We start from the raw sequence: 16,018 nt of genomic DNA, 5'->3' as shown, positions 1-16,018 counted from the left end.
GTCGCTGTGGGCCTGTGGGCTTGTGGGGCCCGTGGCCCTGTGCAGCCACCCTCCGACCTCAAGTCTGCTTGAGGTCAAGCCCTGCCGTGGAGGTGCGGGCGGTGGTCCGGCTCTCGGAAGCCTTGAGGGCGAGCAGTGCCGCCTCGATTCCGCTGTTGAACGACACCTCGCTGAGCAGTCCGGGCGCGGCGACCTGGTCACCCGCGAGGTAGATGCCGTTGCCGCGGTCGATGGCGGGCCGGTCGCGCCAGGTGGTGCCGGGCCGGTCGACCGCGCCGGTGCGGCCGGAGGCGAGGGCCTCGCGCCGCCATACGGTGCGCTCGCGCCAGTTCGGGTAGCCGAGGTCGAGCAGCTCCTCGGCGCGGGCGATGCCGATGGCCCGGGACTCGCCGGGAGCGAGGGGGAACTGCCCCTGGACGAGCTGCTGTCCGGCGGGCGCGAGGGTGCGGTCCTGGGCACTGAAGCGTTCGATCCAGCCGGGGGCGTCGAGGTCGGAAACGGCGAAGGCGTCGCCGCGCCGGGTGCGCAGGGCCAGGTCGATGAGCGCGGTCCTGCCGCTGCCCCAGGTCAGTGAGGGGTCGCGGAGCAGGGAGCGGGCCGCGTCGAGGGAGGTGGCGACGATCACCTGACCCTGTCGGGTCAGGGTGTCGAGGGTGTCGGCGTCCACGCGCGCCGCCGTCTCGATCCGGACGCTGAGGTTCCAGGCGCGGGCCGCCATCCGGTCGATGACCTGTGCCCAGCCGCCGACGGGGTAGCGGGCCTCGGGCGGCAGCGCGGCGGCGCGGCGCAGCCGTTCCTGGACGAACGCGGCGGAGAGCGCACCGGGGTCGTGGTGGTAGAGCGCGACGGCGGCGTAGTGCGCGGCAGCGCGGGCGCCCGCCTCGCCGACCTGTCCGGTGGCCCAGGTGCGGAAGTCGGTGTCGACGGGGGCCTGTTCGGCGCGACGGCGGCTGAGGCGGAGGAGGGCGAGGGGCGGGGTACGGCGCAGGGTGCCGTCGAGGCGGAAGCGGAGCCGGGCGCCTTCGAGAGGCGGGAGGGTGGCGACGGGGCCCAGGAGGTTGCGCCGGTCGAGCCAGGTCCAGTGCGGTCCGCGGCGGTAGAGGGCGTGGGGTCCTTCGTTGGTGCGGTACGGGCCTTCGGCGGTCCTGGCCCGTCCGCCGAGGGTGTGGTGGGCCTCGTGGACGGTCACCAGGGCGCCGGACTCGGCGGCGGTGATCGCTGCGGTGAACCCGGCGAGGCCGCCGCCGATGATGTGGATGCGCTGCATGGTCCCGGTCTCCTTCGCTGAAGGGCGCTGTTGTGTACGGGACGGTTCGCGGCACCCGTTCGTGACATCGGCGAGGGGCGTTGTCAGTGGGGTGGGTCACGATGGGGGCATGGCGCGCAGCAGCAGGAAGACGGACACGATCGCAGCGGCACGGCGGCCGGAGGTGCGGCTGCCGCCGCTCGTTCCGTACGACGGGGGAGGGCTGGAGCCGGACGGGGACTACGACGGTGTGCGGTTCGACGGTACGGATCTTGCGGACGAGTCGGGTCCGGGGGCCCGTTTCATGGACTGTGCGCTGGACGGCTGCGCGCTGGACCGTACGGAGCTGGGCAGGGCCCGTTTCATCGACTCGGTGCTGACGGGCGTACGGGGTGTGGGCACCGATCTCGCGGGGGCGTCGCTGCGCGATGTGGAGGTGGTGGACGCACGGCTGGGCGGGGTGCAGCTGCACGGCGCGGTGCTGGAGCGGGTGCTGGTGCGCGGCGGGAAGATCGACTACCTGAATCTGCGGAAGGCGCGGCTGAAGGACGTGGTGTTCGAGGGCTGTGTGCTGTCCGAGCCGGATTTCGGGGATGCGCAGCTGGTGCGGGTGGAGTTCCGCGACTGTGTGCTGAAGCGGGCCGACTTCAGTTCCGTACGGATGGAGTCGGTGGATCTGCGGACGGTCGCGGAGCTGGACATCGCCCGCGGGGTGGAGCGGCTGGCGGGTGCGGTGATCAGCCCGTCACAGCTGATGGAGCTGGCCCCGGCGTTCGCGGCGCAGATCGGGGTGCGGGTGGAGACGTAGCCCGCCGGGGCCGGGTCAGATACGGGGGAAGCGGGCCTGCAGGTCCCAGATCACCGGGTTGTCGGCGAGCCCTTCGTGCATGTCGGCGAGGTCGGCGATCAGGTCGTGCAGGAAGTCGCGGGCCTCTCGGCGCAGCAGCGAGTGGCTGAAGGTGAGCGGGGGTTCGTCGCCGGGCATCCAGTCGGCCTCGACGTCGACCCAGCCGAAGCGGCGCTCGAAGAGCATCCGGTCGGACGACTCGGTGAAGTCCAGCTCCGCGAACTGACGCCGGTGCGAGCGGTTGCCGCGCGGGTCCTGGTCTATCTGCTCGACGATGTCGCACAGCGCCCACGCGAAGTCGAGCACCGGCACCCATCCCCAGGCTGTGGACACTTCGCGGTCCGCCTTGGTGTCCGCGAGGTAGACGTCCCCGGAGAACAGATCGTGCCGCAGCGCGTGCACGTCCGCGCGGCGGTAGTCGGTCTGCGGGGGATCGGGGAAGCGTCGGGAGAGGGAGTAGCCGATGTCGAGCACAGTTCGATGGTGTCATGCCCGGTGACGGGGGCCGACACGATCGGGTGGGGCCTGCGCCGCGGGGCCCCACGAGTCCGGCAGGACACGGATTAGCTAGGGCAGCAGCCGCTGCTCCTTCGCCACGGCTACGGCGCCCGCGCGGGTGTCGACGCCGAGTTTGTCGTAGATGCGTCCCAGGTGGGTCTTGACCGTGGCTTCGCTGATGAACAGGGCGCGGGCGATGTCCCGGTTGCCCAGGCCCTGGGAGAGCTGGGCCAGGATGTCGAGTTCGCGGTCGGTGAGGGTGGGCCCGGGCTTGCGCATCCGGGCCATGACACGGCTGGCCACGGGCGGGGAGAGCGTGGTGCGGCCCTGGGCGCCCGCGCGGATCGCGGCGAAGAGCTCCTCCGGGCGTTCGGCCTTCAGCAGGTAGCCGGTGGCGCCCGCCTCGATGGCGCGGGTGATGTCGGCGTCCGTGTCGTACGTGGTGAGGACCAGTACGTGGACGCCGGTGGCGGCGATGCGGCGGGTGGCCTCGACGCCGTCGATGCCCTCACCGAGCTGGAGGTCCATCAGGACGACGTCCGGGGTGAGCTTGGCTGCCAGGGCGACGGCCTCCTCGCCGCTGCCGGCCTCGCCGACGACCTCGATGTCCGGTTCGCTGCCGAGGAGGGCGAGCAGCCCTGCGCGTACGACGGCATGGTCGTCGCAGAGCAGGATGCGTACGGGCGGCGCGGTCATGCGGGGGCCTCCGGGGCGGTTGTCGGTGCGGGTGCGGGCGTGAGGGGGACGGCGGCGGACAGGACCGTACCCTCGCCCGGTGCAGACTCGATCGTCAGCGTGCCGCCGAGCTGGTGCAGCCTGGCGCGCATCGCGGGCAGCCCGTGGCCGCGTACGCCGCCGCTGGGTCCGGTGCGCTCGGCGGGTGCGAAGCCGTGCCCGTTGTCGGCGATGTCCAGGACGATCCGGTCGTCGAGATGGGTCAGCGTCAGCGCCGCCTCCGTCGCGTGTGCGTGTTCCTTCACATTGGCCAGTGCGCCCTGCGCGATGCGCAGGAGCGCCGACTGCACCCGGTCGGGCAGCGCGGTGTGCTGCTCTCCCTCCACATGGCAGCGGACGGTGAGCCGCCCCTGCGCCTGCGCCGTCTCGCGCGCGGCCAGTGCGTGCAGAGCCGCCTCCAGGCCGCCGCCCTCCGCGAGATCGGCCGGGGCCAGGTCGTGGACGAAGCGGCGGGCCTCGGCCAGATTGCGTTCTGCGATGCCCGTTGCCGTACGGACGTGGCGGCGGGCCGTCGCCGGGTCGGCGTCCCACGTGCGGTCGGCGGCCTGGAGCAGCATCTGCTGGCTGGACAGGCCCTGCGCGAGAGTGTCGTGGATCTCCATCGAGAGCCGCTGGCGTTCGGCAAGGGTTCCTTCGCGGCGCTCGGTTGCGGCCAGTTCGCGACGGGTGCGCAGCAGGTCGTCGATCAGTTCGCCCTGCCGCTCGGACAGTTCGCGCTGACGCACGGCCTGACGCTGCGTATGGACGAAGACCGCCGTCGCGACCGCCGCCACCGCGGGCGGGGCGAGCACCAGGTTCGGGTCGAAACCGTCGGCCAGCCGCAGCTGCGCGGCGACGACGAACACGGTGAGCAGAGCGACGAGCGCGAGTGCGGCGCGTGGCGGAAGGATCCGCAGTCCGGTGTAGAAGAGCGGGACCGCGCACCACGCGAAACTCGGCGCGAGGACGACCAGCACCATCCATACGGCGACCAGCACCCCCAGCCACACCACGCTGCGCGGCGTCGGACGCGAACCGAGCACCGGCCCGAGCACGTACAGCACGGCCAGGGCGACGGAGAGCGCGATGATCCACGGGGTGCGGGCCTCGCCCGGGTGCCGCAGCAGGAAGCGGGCGAGCGAGGCGCCGAGCAGCAGGAAGAACGCGGCGTGCATCAGGAGCGCGAGCCATCGGGCATCCGGGTCGCCGGTCCCGGTTGCGCCGTTCCCGCTCTCGCCAAAAGAGCCGGTCCGCCCTGTCACGGTGCCGTCAGTCCGCCCCGTGACCGTGCCGGGCGCCCGCCGGGTTCGGTGCTCCACCTCGTACCCCTCGCTCCTCACCATCGCTATCGACGCTGCTGACCTGCACAGATACGTCCATGGTCACCCCGGATGACCACCCACGCATCAACCGATCGGCCGATGGGGCCGTCGGCCGTACCGCGCGCGGCGTCGAGCCGGTTCGTCGACCGTACGGCGCCGGACGCGGCCGGAGGATCGATGACAGAGCCGAGCAGGCTCATCCGCTGACCCCGCTGCTGAAGGAGCCCACCATGAAGAAGCTGTCGCTGCGCACTCGCGTCCTGACCGGTGCCGTTGCCGCCGCCGCCCTCGGCGCCGGAACCTTCGGCGCGATGTCCGCCAATGCCTCCACCCCGGCCGCCGCACCCGTCGCCGCGGTCGACGCCGACACCGCGAACCGGAACCTCCAGCAGACCACCCACCTGACCGTGGCCGCCGCCACCAAGGCCGCGCAGGCCGCGCTCGACGCCGCGAAGAAGGAGAACCAGCGCGTCTCCGTCGCCGTCGTCGACCGCAATGGCAACACCGTCGTGACGTTGCGCGGTGACGGCGCAGGACCGCAGGCGTACGAGTCGGCCGTGAAGAAGGCGTACACCGCCGTCTCCTGGAACGCGCCCACCTCCGAGCTGGCCAAGCGCCTGGAGCAGGCCCCGAACCTCAAGGACATCCCCGGCACCCTGTTCCTCGCGGGCGGCGCCCCGGTGCAGGTCAAGGGTGCCCCGGTGGCGGGCATCGGAGTGGCCGGGGCCCCCAGCGGCGACCTCGACGAGAAGTTCGCGAAGGCCGGCGTCGCCACTCTCGCGAAGTAAGACCGACCGGCACATGGGGGGCAGTGCGGGGCTGGGCACGCACTCCCCCAAGGCCTTGAGGGCCAGGGGACCCCCTCCGGAGTTGTCGTCAGCCGACAACTCCCCCATAGCCCTTAAGGCATGGGGCCCCTCCGCGTCGACTCCCTCCTTTGCCTTGGATTCGAAGGCCCCGGACACCGCTCCTTCTCCCACTGCCAATCGTGGGCGAGGTCGTAAGCGGCCACCGTGCCTGCACAAGCGCATTCGGACATTTCGCGCCTAGGATCACTTGTGTGAATCAGCGAACATCTGTACGCCGAACGGCACGCGCTGCCCTCGCCCTGCTGGTTCTGACGACGTCGACAGCCTGCATCGGCGGTGTCGACGGCACCCCCGGCGCCGCCGGTCTGCGCGACCCGTACTTCCCGAAGCTCGGCAACGGCGGCTACGACGTCACGCACTACGACCTCGCCCTTGACGTCGACCCGGCCGCCCGGCATCTGAGCGGCACCGCCACGATCACCGCGCGCGCCACCCAGGACCTCAGCGCCTTCAACCTCGACCTCGCCGGGCTCACCGTGCGGTCCGCGACCGTCGAGGGCCGCCCTGCCGCAGTCAACCGGGCGGGGCACGAGCTGACGCTGCGCCCCGACGCCGAGATCGAGAGCCGGCTCCACAAGGGCAGGACGTTCCGTACGGTCGTCCGCTACTCCGGCTCCCCGCAGACCCTCACCGACCCCGACAAGTCGAAGGAGGGCTGGCTGAGGACCGCGGACGGATCGGTCGCGCTCGGTGAGCCGACCGGTTCCATGGCCTGGTTCCCCGGCAACAACCACCCGAGCGACAAGGCGTCGTACGACATCACCGTGACCGTTCCCAAGGGCCTGACGGCCGTCTCCAACGGAGAGCTGACATCCCGCAGCACCTCGGGTACCACCACCACGTACCACTGGCACACCGCCGAACCGATGGCGAGCTATCTCGCGACGGTCGCCATCGGCCGCTTCGACACGAAGACGTCGACCACTCCGGACGGCATCAAGGTGTTCACCGCCGCGGACACGAAGGTGACGGCGGACAGCGCGCGGATTCTCGCCCGGGTTCCCGAGATCGTGAAATGGGAGGCAGAACGTTTCGGCCCGTACCCCTTCTCCGCCACGGGCGCGATCGTCGAGCGTCCCGGGGACGCCGGATATGCGTTGGAGACCCAGAACCGGCCGTTCTTCCCGGGGCCGCCGGACGCCGGACTGCTCGTCCACGAGATGGCCCACCAGTGGTTCGGGGACTCCGTCACGCCCAAGAGCTGGCGGGACATGTGGCTCAACGAGGGCTTCGCGACCTACGCGGAGTGGCTGTGGGAGGACAACCAGGAGGGCAACCCGGTCCAGAAACGGTTCGACGCCGCCTTCGCCGACGACGACAACTGGGCCTTTCCGCCCGCCGATCCGCCGACCGCCGCGGACATCTCGCAGGCGCCGGTGTACGGGCGCGGGGCGATGGTCATCCACAAGATCCGGCAGGCTGTGGGCGACGACGAGCGTTTCTTCGCGCTCGTCAGGGGCTGGACGCAGGCCCACCGGCACGGCAACGCGTCGACCGCCGACTTCACCGCCTATGTGGAGAAGGCGACCGGTCAGGATCTGACGGCGCTCTGGAACACCTGGCTGTACGGCAGGAGCCGGCCCGCCTCGAAGGGCTGACCGGCTCCCGCGTACAGCAGTGGGGCTACTTCACATTGACGCCGCTCCAGGCGGCGTCGACTGCCGCGAGCTCGGCGCTGTCCGCCCCGTACAGGTCGGTCGCCGCCTTCTCGGTCGCCGTGCGGGCGGCCGCGTAGTCGGTGGTCGACGTCATGTACTCGGAGAGGGCCTTGTACCAGATCTGGACGGCCTTGTCCCGGCCGATGCCGGTGACCGTCGAGCCGTCGATGGTCGGGGAGTCGTAGTCGACGCCGTTGATCGTCTTCGCGCCGCTGCCCTCGGACAGCAGGTAGAAGAAGTGGTTGGCGACGCCGGAGGAGTAGTGCACGTCGAGGTCGCCGACGCTGCTGTCCCAGTAGTCCGCGGAGCCGCCGTCCTTGCTCGGCTTGTCCATGTAGCGCAGCGGCGTGCCGTCGCCGTTGATGTCGATCTTCTCGCCGATGAGGTAGTCGCCGACGTCCGTGCTGTTGTCGGCGGCGAACTCCACCGAGGTGCCGAGGATGTCGCTGGTCGCCTCGTTCAGACCGCCGGACTCCCCGAAGTAGTCGAGGTTGGCGGTGGACGCGGTCAGGCCGTGGCTCATCTCGTGACCCGCGACGTCGAGAGCGGTCAGCGCGCTCTTGTTGTCGGCGCCGTCGCCGTACGTCATGCAGAAGCAGCTGTCGTCCCAGAACGCGTTGACGTACCCGTCGCCGTAGTGGACCCGCGAGTACGCGGCCTTGCCGTCACCGGCGATGCCGTCGCGGCCGAACGCCGACTTGTAGAAGTCCCAGGTCTTCGCAGCACCGTAGGCGGCGTCGACGGCGGCGGTCTGGCGGTCGTCGCCGGTGCCGTCGCCCCAGGTGTCGTCGTCGTCCGTGACGAGGTCACCGGTGCCGCTCTCGCCCTGGTTGAGGTCGTACGTCTTGTGGCCGCCGCGGTCGCCGTCGGTCAGCTCGAAACCGGAGCCGGCCGCGGTGGTCGTCAGGTCGACCTGGCCGCTGTACTGGCTGTTGCCGACGCCGGTCTCGATCGCCTCGTAGCTCTGGAGCTTCTTGCCGGTGGTCGCGTCGGTGATGATGTGCAGCCTGCTCGGCGTGCCGTCCTTCTGCACCCCGGTCTTCACCGTCTCGAAGGCGAGGACGGGCTTGCCGCCGCCCGCCCAGATCACCTTGCGGCCACTCGCCGCGGTCTTGATCTTCGCCGTCGTCGAGGGCACGGATATCCGGGCCCCGGTCGCCTTGGTGACGCTCTTGAGCTTTCCGCTGCGGGTGGTGTGGGTGACGAGATCGCCGCCGATGACCGGGAGGCCGGCGTAGGTGCGCTCGTAGCGGGTGTGGACGGTGCCGTCGGCGTCCTTGACCACATCACGGGTGATCAGCTTCTCCTGGCTGCCGAGCCCGAGGGAGTCGGCGGTCGAAGAGGCGTCGGACTGCGCCGACTTGATGGCGGCGGTGCGCTGCGAGGCGCTGTTCGCGCCGAAGGGGGCGGCGCTGCGAGGGGCGGAGGGACCGTCATTGCCGTTGTCCGGCGCGGCGTTTGCCGCACCGGTCTGGACGCCGACGACGACCATCGCGGCCACGGCGGCCAGGGCTGCGGCGCGACGGGTGTTCATGTGGGGGGTCATGCGTTCTCCGTTGCTCGTTCCGTGGGGGGTTACGAGCCGAGAGCGTGCCACCGAATGACCGGCATTGACGGTGTACTAACAAATGCCTCACATTTTTTTGACCACTTCTTGTCCGAATGGGATGCGCTTGTGTTCGCTATTCGGCGGAGTCCGGCGGTGACGGCGGCCTGGAACTCCGCGCGCCGAAACGCCGCGCACAGCTCTGGCGGTGCGGGGCATGTGTGCGGCGTGTGAAGGGCCGCGAGTCCGGCTCCGACGAGTAGTGGACGTGGAGCCGGCCGACCGTCTTTGACCAGTGGTCGGCCGAGCCGCCGTCCTTGCTCGGCCCGCTCGATGTTCGCTATGCGGTCATCTGTGAGTGTTCGCAGAGTGCTTATGCATAACGGCCCTGGCTCAAGCCCGGCCGGTGCGCACGCAGAAGCCCCCGGCAGTGACGGCCGGGGGCTTCTGCGTGATGAGCTCTTGCGTCAGATGCTGACGCCGAAGTCCTGGGCGATGCCGCGCAGGCCCGAGGCGTAACCCTGGCCGACCGCGCGGAACTTCCACTCCGCGCCGTTGCGGTAGAGCTCGCCGAAGACCATGGCGGTCTCGGTGGCGGCGTCCTCGCTCAGGTCGTAACGGGCGATCTCCGTGCCGCCGGCCTGGTTGAGGATGCGGATGAATGCGTTGCGAACCTGGCCGAAGTTCTGGCTGCGGGTCTCGGCGTCGTAGATCGAGACCGGGAAGACGATCTTGTCGACGTCGGCCGGCAGGCCCGCCAGGTTGACGTTGATCTGCTCGTCGTCGCCCTCGCCCTGGCCCGTGACGTTGTCACCGGTGTGGACGATGGTCTGGTCCGGCGTCGACTTGTTGTTGAAGAAGACGAAGTGGCCGTCGGAGACGACCTTGCCGCCCGGGTTGACCGCGATCGCCGAGGCGTCGAGGTCGAAGTCGGTGCCGGTGGTGGTGCGGACGTCCCAGCCGAGGCCGACCGTGACGGCGGTCAGGCCCGGGGCCTCCTTGGTGAGCGAGACGTTGCCGCCCTTGGACAGGCTTACAGCCATGGGAAGTCCCTTTCATCTTCGATTGCGGGCTTCATGCCATCACGAAGCTACCGTCACAGGTCATAACGCGGGCAAGGGACCGGGAGGTTCCTGCTCCCTTTACTTTCTTTACCGAAGTCCCCCGGTCGGCCCGTACGGTCCGTACGGGCCGACCGGCAAAAGAAGGTGACGAACACCCTGTGGGCCGGGGAACATGGGTGCCATGTCCGGGCCCTATGTCATCCGCGGTTCGGTCTCCCTGCCGGAGGCCGAGCTCATGTGGCGTTTCTCGCGGTCCTCCGGGCCCGGCGGGCAGCACGTCAACACCAGCGACTCCCAGGTGGAGCTCCGCTTCGACCTCGCGGCGACCGAGTCGCTTCCCGAGGTATGGAAGGAGCGGGCGCTCCAGCGTCTGGAGAGCAGGCTCGTGGGCGGGGTGATCGCGGTACGGGCGTCCGAGCACCGCTCCCAGTGGCGCAATCGCGAGACGGCTCTCGTACGGCTCGCGTCCCTGCTGGCCGAGGCCACGGCGCCGCCCCCCAGACCACGCCGGAAGACCAGGATTCCGCGTGGCATCAACGAACGCCGCCTGCGGGAGAAGAAGCAGCGCGGCGACACGAAGCGCGGCCGCTCCGGCCGCGACTGGTAGCCGCGCCCGCGCGATGCCGCCCGCTCACCCCAGCTGCCGGTAGCGCCCCCGGAAGTACGTCAGCGGCGATCCGTCCCCGCTCGGCAGGGCCGCGCTCAGCACCCGGCCGATCACCAGCGTGTGGTCGCCCGCCAGGACCCGCTGCTCGGTGCGGCACTCCAGCGTGGCCAGTGCGCCTCCGACCAGAGGTGCATGGCTGATCTCCCCCCTTGTATAGGGGATGTCCTCGAACAGCAGCCGGTCGCTGATCCGGCCCTTCATCGCGAACCGGCCGGCGATGTGCCGCTGGCTCTCGGCGAGTACGGAGACCGCCCACAGCGGTTGCTCCGACAGCAGGTCGTCCATCCGTGAGTCGTTGCGCAGGCTGACCATGACCAGTGGCGGGTCCAGCGACACCGACATGAAAGCGGTCGCCGTCATCCCGACGTCCTCACCGCGCCCGTTCTCGTCGAGCGGCGGCTCCTCGGCGGTGATCAGCACGACTCCGGCGGCCAACCGGGCGAGGGCGCCTCGGAACTCATCGTTGCTCACCCCCTCAGCATGGGGGATGGGCCGGGAACGCGGGGCGGGGGGCTTTGTCTGCAACACACCGGGCACGCTAGCTGCGCACGGCCCGCCGTCGCATCGGGCCAGGGGACCAGCCTGGTCCTAGGACCCGCGGCGGCGGCCCGGCGCCGCAACGTACGGATTTGCGTTCAAGCAAAGGACGGACCGCAGTCGCACGGGACTCTGGCCTCTTTACCATCTCTTGTGACTTGAGTCACAGAGCGCAATATTTGCTGACCCTGTGTACCGACTGCACAGCTCACTGTGATTCAGTGGCCGTGACACTGAAGCCAGTACGTCGATATGAAACCTGGAGTGCTGTCGAGGTCTCGGGGAGTGCGAGCAATGGAGGCCGAGTCGGAGCCGTATGTCCGTCTTGCGACGATGCGGCAGCTGCATCAGGCCGTGGCCGATCTCAATACGGCGCGGAGCCTGGCCGACACACTGCAGACCGTGGCCGACGGAATCGTCGCCGGTCTCGGCTACGAGCTGGCCTGCGTGAACCTGGTCCGCCCCGACGGCGATCTCGTCGTCGCCGCCTTCGCCGGCAGCAGCGCCGCAGAAGCCCTGATCACCGGCCGCGTCGGCTCGCGCAGCTCCTGGGAGCGCAGGCTTTCGATGGGTGAGGCCTGGGACGAGCTCCGCTTCATACCGCACACCGACGGCTGGGTCCTCCTCGACGACGACGTACCGCAGTGGCACACCGAGGGCCCCGAACCCCGCTTCGAGGACGAGTGGCACCCCGAGGACCGGCTCTACGCTCCCATGTACGCGTCCGGCGGCGGCCTCGATCTCCTGGGCGTCATTTCCGTCGACCGCCCGCGCAACGGCCGCCGCCCCGGTGCCTGGGGCCGTGAGGCGCTCCAGATGTACGCGTCACAGGCCGCCATTGCGATCAGCAACGCCCGGCTGAGAGCGAACATGCAGCGCGCCCTGGTCCGTCTGGAGCGTGAACAGCAGGCGCTGCGGGCCAGTGAGGAATCCTTCCGGCAGGCCTTCGAGTACGCGCCCAGCGGCATGGCCATCGCCGAGATGGGCGGCGACCAGCACGGCCGGCTGCTGCGGACCAACGACGCCCTGTGCCGGCTGCTCGGCCGCCCCGCGTCCGTCCTGCGCCGCTACTCCTTCGCCGACCTCGTCCATCCCGAGGACATCGGCACCCTGCTGCGCACCTCCGCCGAGGGCGGCCGCGCCGAGCTGCGGCTCGGGCGGCGGGACGGCACCTACCTCTGGGTCTCGCTGCGCAACTCCGTCGTCGCCGACACCACGGACGGCCCGCGCTTCCTGCTCACCCATGTCGAGGACATAGAGGAGCGCAAGCGCCACGAGCTGCATCTCGCGCACCGCGCCTCGCACGATGCGCTCACCGGTCTGCCCAACAGCGCCGAGCTGCGCTCCCGGCTCGGCTCCCGGCTCTGCGAGCGCCCGCACTCGGTGGCCACCACCGCGGTGGAGGCGCTGGACGCGGCCTACGGCGACGTCGAGGATCCGGACGCGCGGACGCACGGCTACGACGTGGACTCGGTGCCCGGCGGCCCGTACGACCACCATGTGCATTCCGTCGCACCCGACACCGAGAACGACGACGGGGCGAAGGGCCTCGCAGTCCTCTTCTGTGACCTGGACGGCTTCAAGTCGATCAACGACCGCTTCGGCCACCACACCGGTGACGCGGTACTGATCGAGGTCGCCCGCCGTCTCACCACCTGTGTCCGTGACGGCGACACCGTCGCCCGGCTCGGGGGTGACGAATTCGTCGTTCTCGCCGACGGACTCGGCGCCGCGGACGCCGCGGACCTGGCCGTACGCCTCCGTAACGCCATCATTCCGCCCATTCGGGTCGATGGTCGGGCGGTGCGTGTCGGAGCGAGTTTCGGCATTGGCTGGGCGGCGTGCGGCATGACCGCCGAAGAGGTACTGCGCTCCGCCGACCAGCGGATGTACGTGGAGAAGCGGTCCCGGGCGAAGGTTCACCGCAGGGCCGGCTGACGTTCACGACGGTGCTGTTCCCGCATCCCGTGGCGGTTCCAGGACGTGCGACGGCAATTCTTGGTGCGGTCCGTTCGGGGTAGGCTCGGCCGGTCGGCCACGGCTGGCGAAATTCGGCGACGGCTGGCGACATGGTGAGGAGTGACCCAGGGATGACGGCCGGGAACAACGGCGCAAGCAAGCCCGAGGACGACGATCCGTTCGGCTACCTGTACGAGGACGGACAGGCAGCAGGCGCCCAGCCGCCACGGCAGGGCGGCTACGGCTACCCGGGTCCGGCGGCCCCGCAGCCCGGCGTGCCCCGGACCTCGTACAACCAGGTGCGGACAGTCGGCGAGCGCCAGTACGGGCAGCAGGTGCCGCACCAGCAGCCGTACGGCCAGCCGAACGCGCAGTACGCGGCCCCGGAGACGTACCCCGGCGGCGCCCCCACCGCGCAGGTCGTGCAGCAGGGCGGCCGCGGCCCCGGCAAGGGCGGCCCGAACACCAAGGGCCTGCTGATCGGCGCGGTCGCGGTGGTCCTGGTCGTGCTCATCGGCATCGGCGCCGCGCTGCTCGCGGACAACGGCAAGAAGGACAAGAAGAAGGACGAGGCCACCACCTCCGCCGGTCCCGGCAGCCAGGTCGAGGACTCCCCGAAGCCCCAGCAGTCCGCGAGCTCCGAGGCCCCGGCCGAGCTGCCCAAGCAGGACGCGGCGACGCTGAAGCTCGGCGGCACGGCCCAGCTGGACAACGCGACCAAGGGTGCCAAGAGCGCCAACGGCCAGTACATCAACCTCAACGAGGTCGGCAGGTCGGCGACCTGGTCGGTCGAGGTGCCGAAGGCCGGTCCGTACACGCTGTTCGTGACGTACGGCGTACCGGGCAAGGACGCCAAGACGTCCCTCACGGTCAACTCCGAGGCCCCCCGCGGCATCAACATGGAGAACTACGCGCACGCGCCGGAGGGTGACCTGGAGAAGGGCTGGACGACCACGTTCGCCTGGCTCAACCTCACCGAGGGTGCGAACACCCTGATGATCTCCTGCAACGAGGGCGATCAGTGTGATGCCAACCTGGACCAGCTGTCGCTGAAGGCCGGTCACGTGAAGCGCTGACCCGTACGCGAGCGGTCCGGCCCCCACGCCTTCGGGTGTGGGGGCCGGACCGCTTTTGCGTGCGGGCCGTCAGCCCATCAGGCTCAGGAACCCCGCCACCGTCGCGGCCATCGCCTCGCGCCCCGATGCGATGTACTTGCGCGGGTCCACGCCCGTGGTGTTCTCGGCCAGGTAGGCCCGTACCGCGCCGGTGAACGCCGTGTTCAGCGCCGTGCCCACGTTGATCTTGACCATGCCGGAGGAGGCGACGGCCCGGCGGATCTCGTCGTCCGGGACGCCGCTGGAGCCGTGCAGCACCAGTGGGACCGGGACCGCGTCGCGCAGCCGGCCGATCAGCTCGTGGTCCAGGGCGGCGGTGCGCTCGGTCATGGCGTGGGAGGAGCCGACCGCGACGGCCAGCGCGTCCACCCCGGTGTCGCGGACGTACGCGACGGCCTCGGCCGGGTCGGTACGGACGCCGGGGGCGTGGGCGTCGAGCGGGGCCTCGCCCTCCTTGCCGCCGACCTTGCCGAGCTCGGCCTCGATCCAGATGCCGCGCTCATGCCCCCACGCCACCGCCTCGGCCGTGGCCCGCACGTTCTCCTCGTACGGCAGCTTGGAGGCGTCGAACATCACCGAGCCGAAGCCCTCCGTGTGCGCCTGGTGCAGCAGGTCCACGGACTCGACATGGTCGAGGTGGAGCGCGAGGGGGGCACCGGAGGTGCGGGCGACGGTGGCGGCCGCGGCGGCGATGGCGGAGAGCCGTCCGCCGTGGAACTTCACGGCGTTCTCGGAGATCTGCAGGATGGCGGGCGCTCCGGCCCGCTCCGCTCCGGCCGCGATGGCCTCCGCGTGCTCCAGCGTGATGACATTGAAGGCGGCGATCCCGCGTCCCTCGGCCTGGGCGGCGGAGACGAGTTCACCGGTGCTGACGAGCGGCATGCTGACCTCTTGCTACTTCTTCGAACCAGCTGAACGCGGGTCCGGGACGGGCGCGGCCTCAGGCCGCCGTTGTGTGTTCCTCGATGCCGACGCGCGGCAGCAGCTCCTCGTACGCCGCGCGGTCGAACTCACCGGCCGTCGGGGAGAGCACGGTCGCCGTCGACAGTGCCACCGCCCGCCGCAGCCGGTCCGGCCAGCTCAGGCCCTCGACGAGGCCGGACAGCAGCCCGGCCACCGCGGAGTCGCCCGCACCGGTCGGATTGCCCAGGACCTTGGCCGGCGGGGACGCCTGCCAGACGCCGTCGGGGGTGACCGCCAGCATGCCGTCCGGGCCCAGTGACGCGACGACCCCGTGGGCGCCGCGGCGGCGGGCGTCGCGGGTGGCGCGCAGCGGTTCGCGGGAGCCGGTGAGCTGGGCGAGCTCGTCGGCGTTGGGCTTGATCAGGTCGGGGCGGGCGGCGATGCCTCGGCGCAGCGGTTCGCCGCTGGTGTCCAGGAGCACGGGGACGCCGGCGGTGCGGGCCAGGCGGACCAGTTCGGCGTAGGCGCCGACGTGAATGCCGGGCGGCAGGCTGCCGCAGAGGGCGACGGCGTCGGCCCCGGTGAGGAGCTCCTCGTACCGGCCGAGGAGGGCGGTCCATTCGTCGGCGGTGACGAGCGGGCCGGGTTCGTTGAGCTGGGTGGTGTCGCCGGTGGCCCGGTCGACGACGGCGATCGTGCGACGGGTGTTCCCGGCGACGGTGACGAGGGCGTCGGTGATCGGCGCGGCGGCGGGTGTGGCACCGTTTTCGGTCTTCGTGTCCGCGTCCTGCGGTGGCAGGCCGGCCAGCAGTTCGCGCAGCACGGCTCCGGTGGAGCCTCCGGCGAAGCCGGTGACTGCCGTTTCGTGGCCGAGGGCGGAGAGCACCCGGGCCACGTTGAGGCCCTTGCCGCCGGGCCGCTCGGACATGTCGCTGACGCGGTGGCTGGCGTGCGGGACGAGCTCCGGGACGCCGTACGTCAGGTCGAGTGCCGTATTCAGTGTGACCGTGAGGATCACCGCGGCCGCTCCCTCGATCCCTGCTCTGGAGCGCGAATCCTTGGACGGAATGCGC

15 protein-coding genes are annotated in these 16,018 nt (G+C 70.7%); 6 read left to right on the top strand and 9 right to left on the bottom strand.

Annotated elements, in window-relative coordinates; genetic code table 11:
• Positions 1-58 precede the first annotated feature (58 nt).
• Positions 59-1,267, bottom strand: coding sequence for an NAD(P)-binding protein (locus OG609_RS18385; protein ID WP_327273827.1), 1,209 nt, complete (start codon positions 1,265-1,267; stop codon positions 59-61).
• 109 nt (positions 1,268-1,376) lie between these two features.
• On the opposite strand from OG609_RS18385, the gene OG609_RS18380 reads away from it, so the two are divergent.
• A complete protein-coding gene (locus tag OG609_RS18380; protein WP_327273826.1) occupies positions 1,377-2,054 on the top strand; it encodes a pentapeptide repeat-containing protein in 678 nt (225 codons plus the stop codon).
• Positions 2,055-2,069: 15 nt separating this feature from the next.
• On the opposite strand, the gene OG609_RS18375 is transcribed toward OG609_RS18380, so the two are convergent.
• The 3 genes from OG609_RS18375 to OG609_RS18365 form a co-directional block, all read right to left on the bottom strand.
• Entirely contained in the window at positions 2,070-2,567 is a 498-nt protein-coding gene (locus OG609_RS18375; protein WP_114245809.1) for a hypothetical protein, read from the bottom strand.
• A gap of 93 nt (positions 2,568-2,660) precedes the next feature.
• Positions 2,661-3,287 carry a response regulator transcription factor gene (locus OG609_RS18370; RefSeq protein ID WP_327273825.1) on the bottom strand — a complete coding sequence of 209 codons (627 nt, stop codon included), beginning with the start codon at positions 3,285-3,287 and terminating at the stop codon, positions 2,661-2,663.
• Positions 3,284-4,567, bottom strand: coding sequence for a sensor histidine kinase (locus OG609_RS18365; RefSeq protein ID WP_327278101.1), 1,284 nt, complete (start codon positions 4,565-4,567; stop codon positions 3,284-3,286). Before OG609_RS18365 ends, OG609_RS18370 begins: the two co-directional genes overlap by 4 nt.
• Before the next feature lie 290 nt (positions 4,568-4,857).
• Here OG609_RS18365 and OG609_RS18360 point away from each other — a divergent pair, with 290 nt between their 5' ends.
• Together OG609_RS18360 and OG609_RS18355 are read left to right on the top strand one after the other, a co-directional pair.
• Entirely contained in the window at positions 4,858-5,415 is a 558-nt protein-coding gene (locus tag OG609_RS18360; protein ID WP_327273824.1) for a GlcG/HbpS family heme-binding protein, read from the top strand.
• A gap of 272 nt (positions 5,416-5,687) precedes the next feature.
• On the top strand, positions 5,688-7,094 hold the full coding sequence (locus tag OG609_RS18355) for a M1 family metallopeptidase (protein ID WP_327273823.1): 1,407 nt from the start codon (positions 5,688-5,690) through the stop codon (positions 7,092-7,094).
• A 25-nt stretch (positions 7,095-7,119) separates the two neighbouring features.
• Here the strand turns inward: OG609_RS18355 and OG609_RS18350 are convergent, their stop codons facing one another.
• Both OG609_RS18350 and OG609_RS18345 read right to left on the bottom strand, forming a co-directional pair.
• Positions 7,120-8,700 (bottom strand): M4 family metallopeptidase, encoded by a 1,581-nt coding sequence (locus OG609_RS18350; protein WP_327273822.1) that lies wholly within the window; start codon positions 8,698-8,700, stop codon positions 7,120-7,122.
• A 467-nt stretch (positions 8,701-9,167) separates the two neighbouring features.
• Positions 9,168-9,743, bottom strand: coding sequence for a TerD family protein (locus tag OG609_RS18345; protein WP_327273821.1), 576 nt, complete (start codon positions 9,741-9,743; stop codon positions 9,168-9,170).
• Between the two features lie 193 nt (positions 9,744-9,936).
• Here OG609_RS18345 and arfB point away from each other — a divergent pair, with 193 nt between their 5' ends.
• Positions 9,937-10,371, top strand: a complete 435-nt coding sequence (gene arfB, locus OG609_RS18340) for an alternative ribosome rescue aminoacyl-tRNA hydrolase ArfB (RefSeq protein ID WP_327273820.1) — start codon at positions 9,937-9,939, stop codon at positions 10,369-10,371.
• A gap of 24 nt (positions 10,372-10,395) precedes the next feature.
• Here arfB and OG609_RS18335 read toward each other — a convergent pair whose 3' ends face one another.
• Entirely contained in the window at positions 10,396-10,902 is a 507-nt protein-coding gene (locus tag OG609_RS18335) for a flavin reductase family protein (RefSeq protein WP_327273819.1), read from the bottom strand.
• Positions 10,903-11,262: 360 nt separating this feature from the next.
• On the opposite strand from OG609_RS18335, the gene cdgB reads away from it, so the two are divergent.
• Complete coding sequence (cdgB, locus tag OG609_RS18330) at positions 11,263-12,906, top strand: diguanylate cyclase CdgB (protein ID WP_327273818.1); 1,644 nt, start codon at positions 11,263-11,265, stop codon at positions 12,904-12,906.
• Positions 12,907-13,058: 152 nt separating this feature from the next.
• Positions 13,059-14,003 carry a carbohydrate-binding protein gene (locus OG609_RS18325; RefSeq protein ID WP_327273817.1) on the top strand — a complete coding sequence of 315 codons (945 nt, stop codon included), beginning with the start codon at positions 13,059-13,061 and terminating at the stop codon, positions 14,001-14,003.
• A gap of 69 nt (positions 14,004-14,072) precedes the next feature.
• On the opposite strand, the gene OG609_RS18320 is transcribed toward OG609_RS18325, so the two are convergent.
• The gene (locus OG609_RS18320; protein ID WP_327273816.1) at positions 14,073-14,924 is read right to left on the bottom strand and encodes a class II fructose-bisphosphate aldolase; all 852 of its coding nucleotides are present in this window, start codon (positions 14,922-14,924) and stop codon (positions 14,073-14,075) included.
• A 58-nt stretch (positions 14,925-14,982) separates the two neighbouring features.
• Positions 14,983-15,963: a 1-phosphofructokinase family hexose kinase gene (locus OG609_RS18315; protein ID WP_327273815.1), complete on the bottom strand. Its 981-nt coding sequence runs from the start codon at positions 15,961-15,963 to the stop codon at positions 14,983-14,985.
• Between the last annotated feature and the right edge of the window lie 55 nt (positions 15,964-16,018).

Source organism: Streptomyces sp. NBC_01224, assembly GCF_036002945.1.
GTDB lineage: Bacteria > Actinomycetota > Actinomycetes > Streptomycetales > Streptomycetaceae > Streptomyces.
The sequence above is the reverse complement of the archived record's forward strand: the minus strand, read 5'-3'. Positions and strand labels throughout refer to the sequence as shown.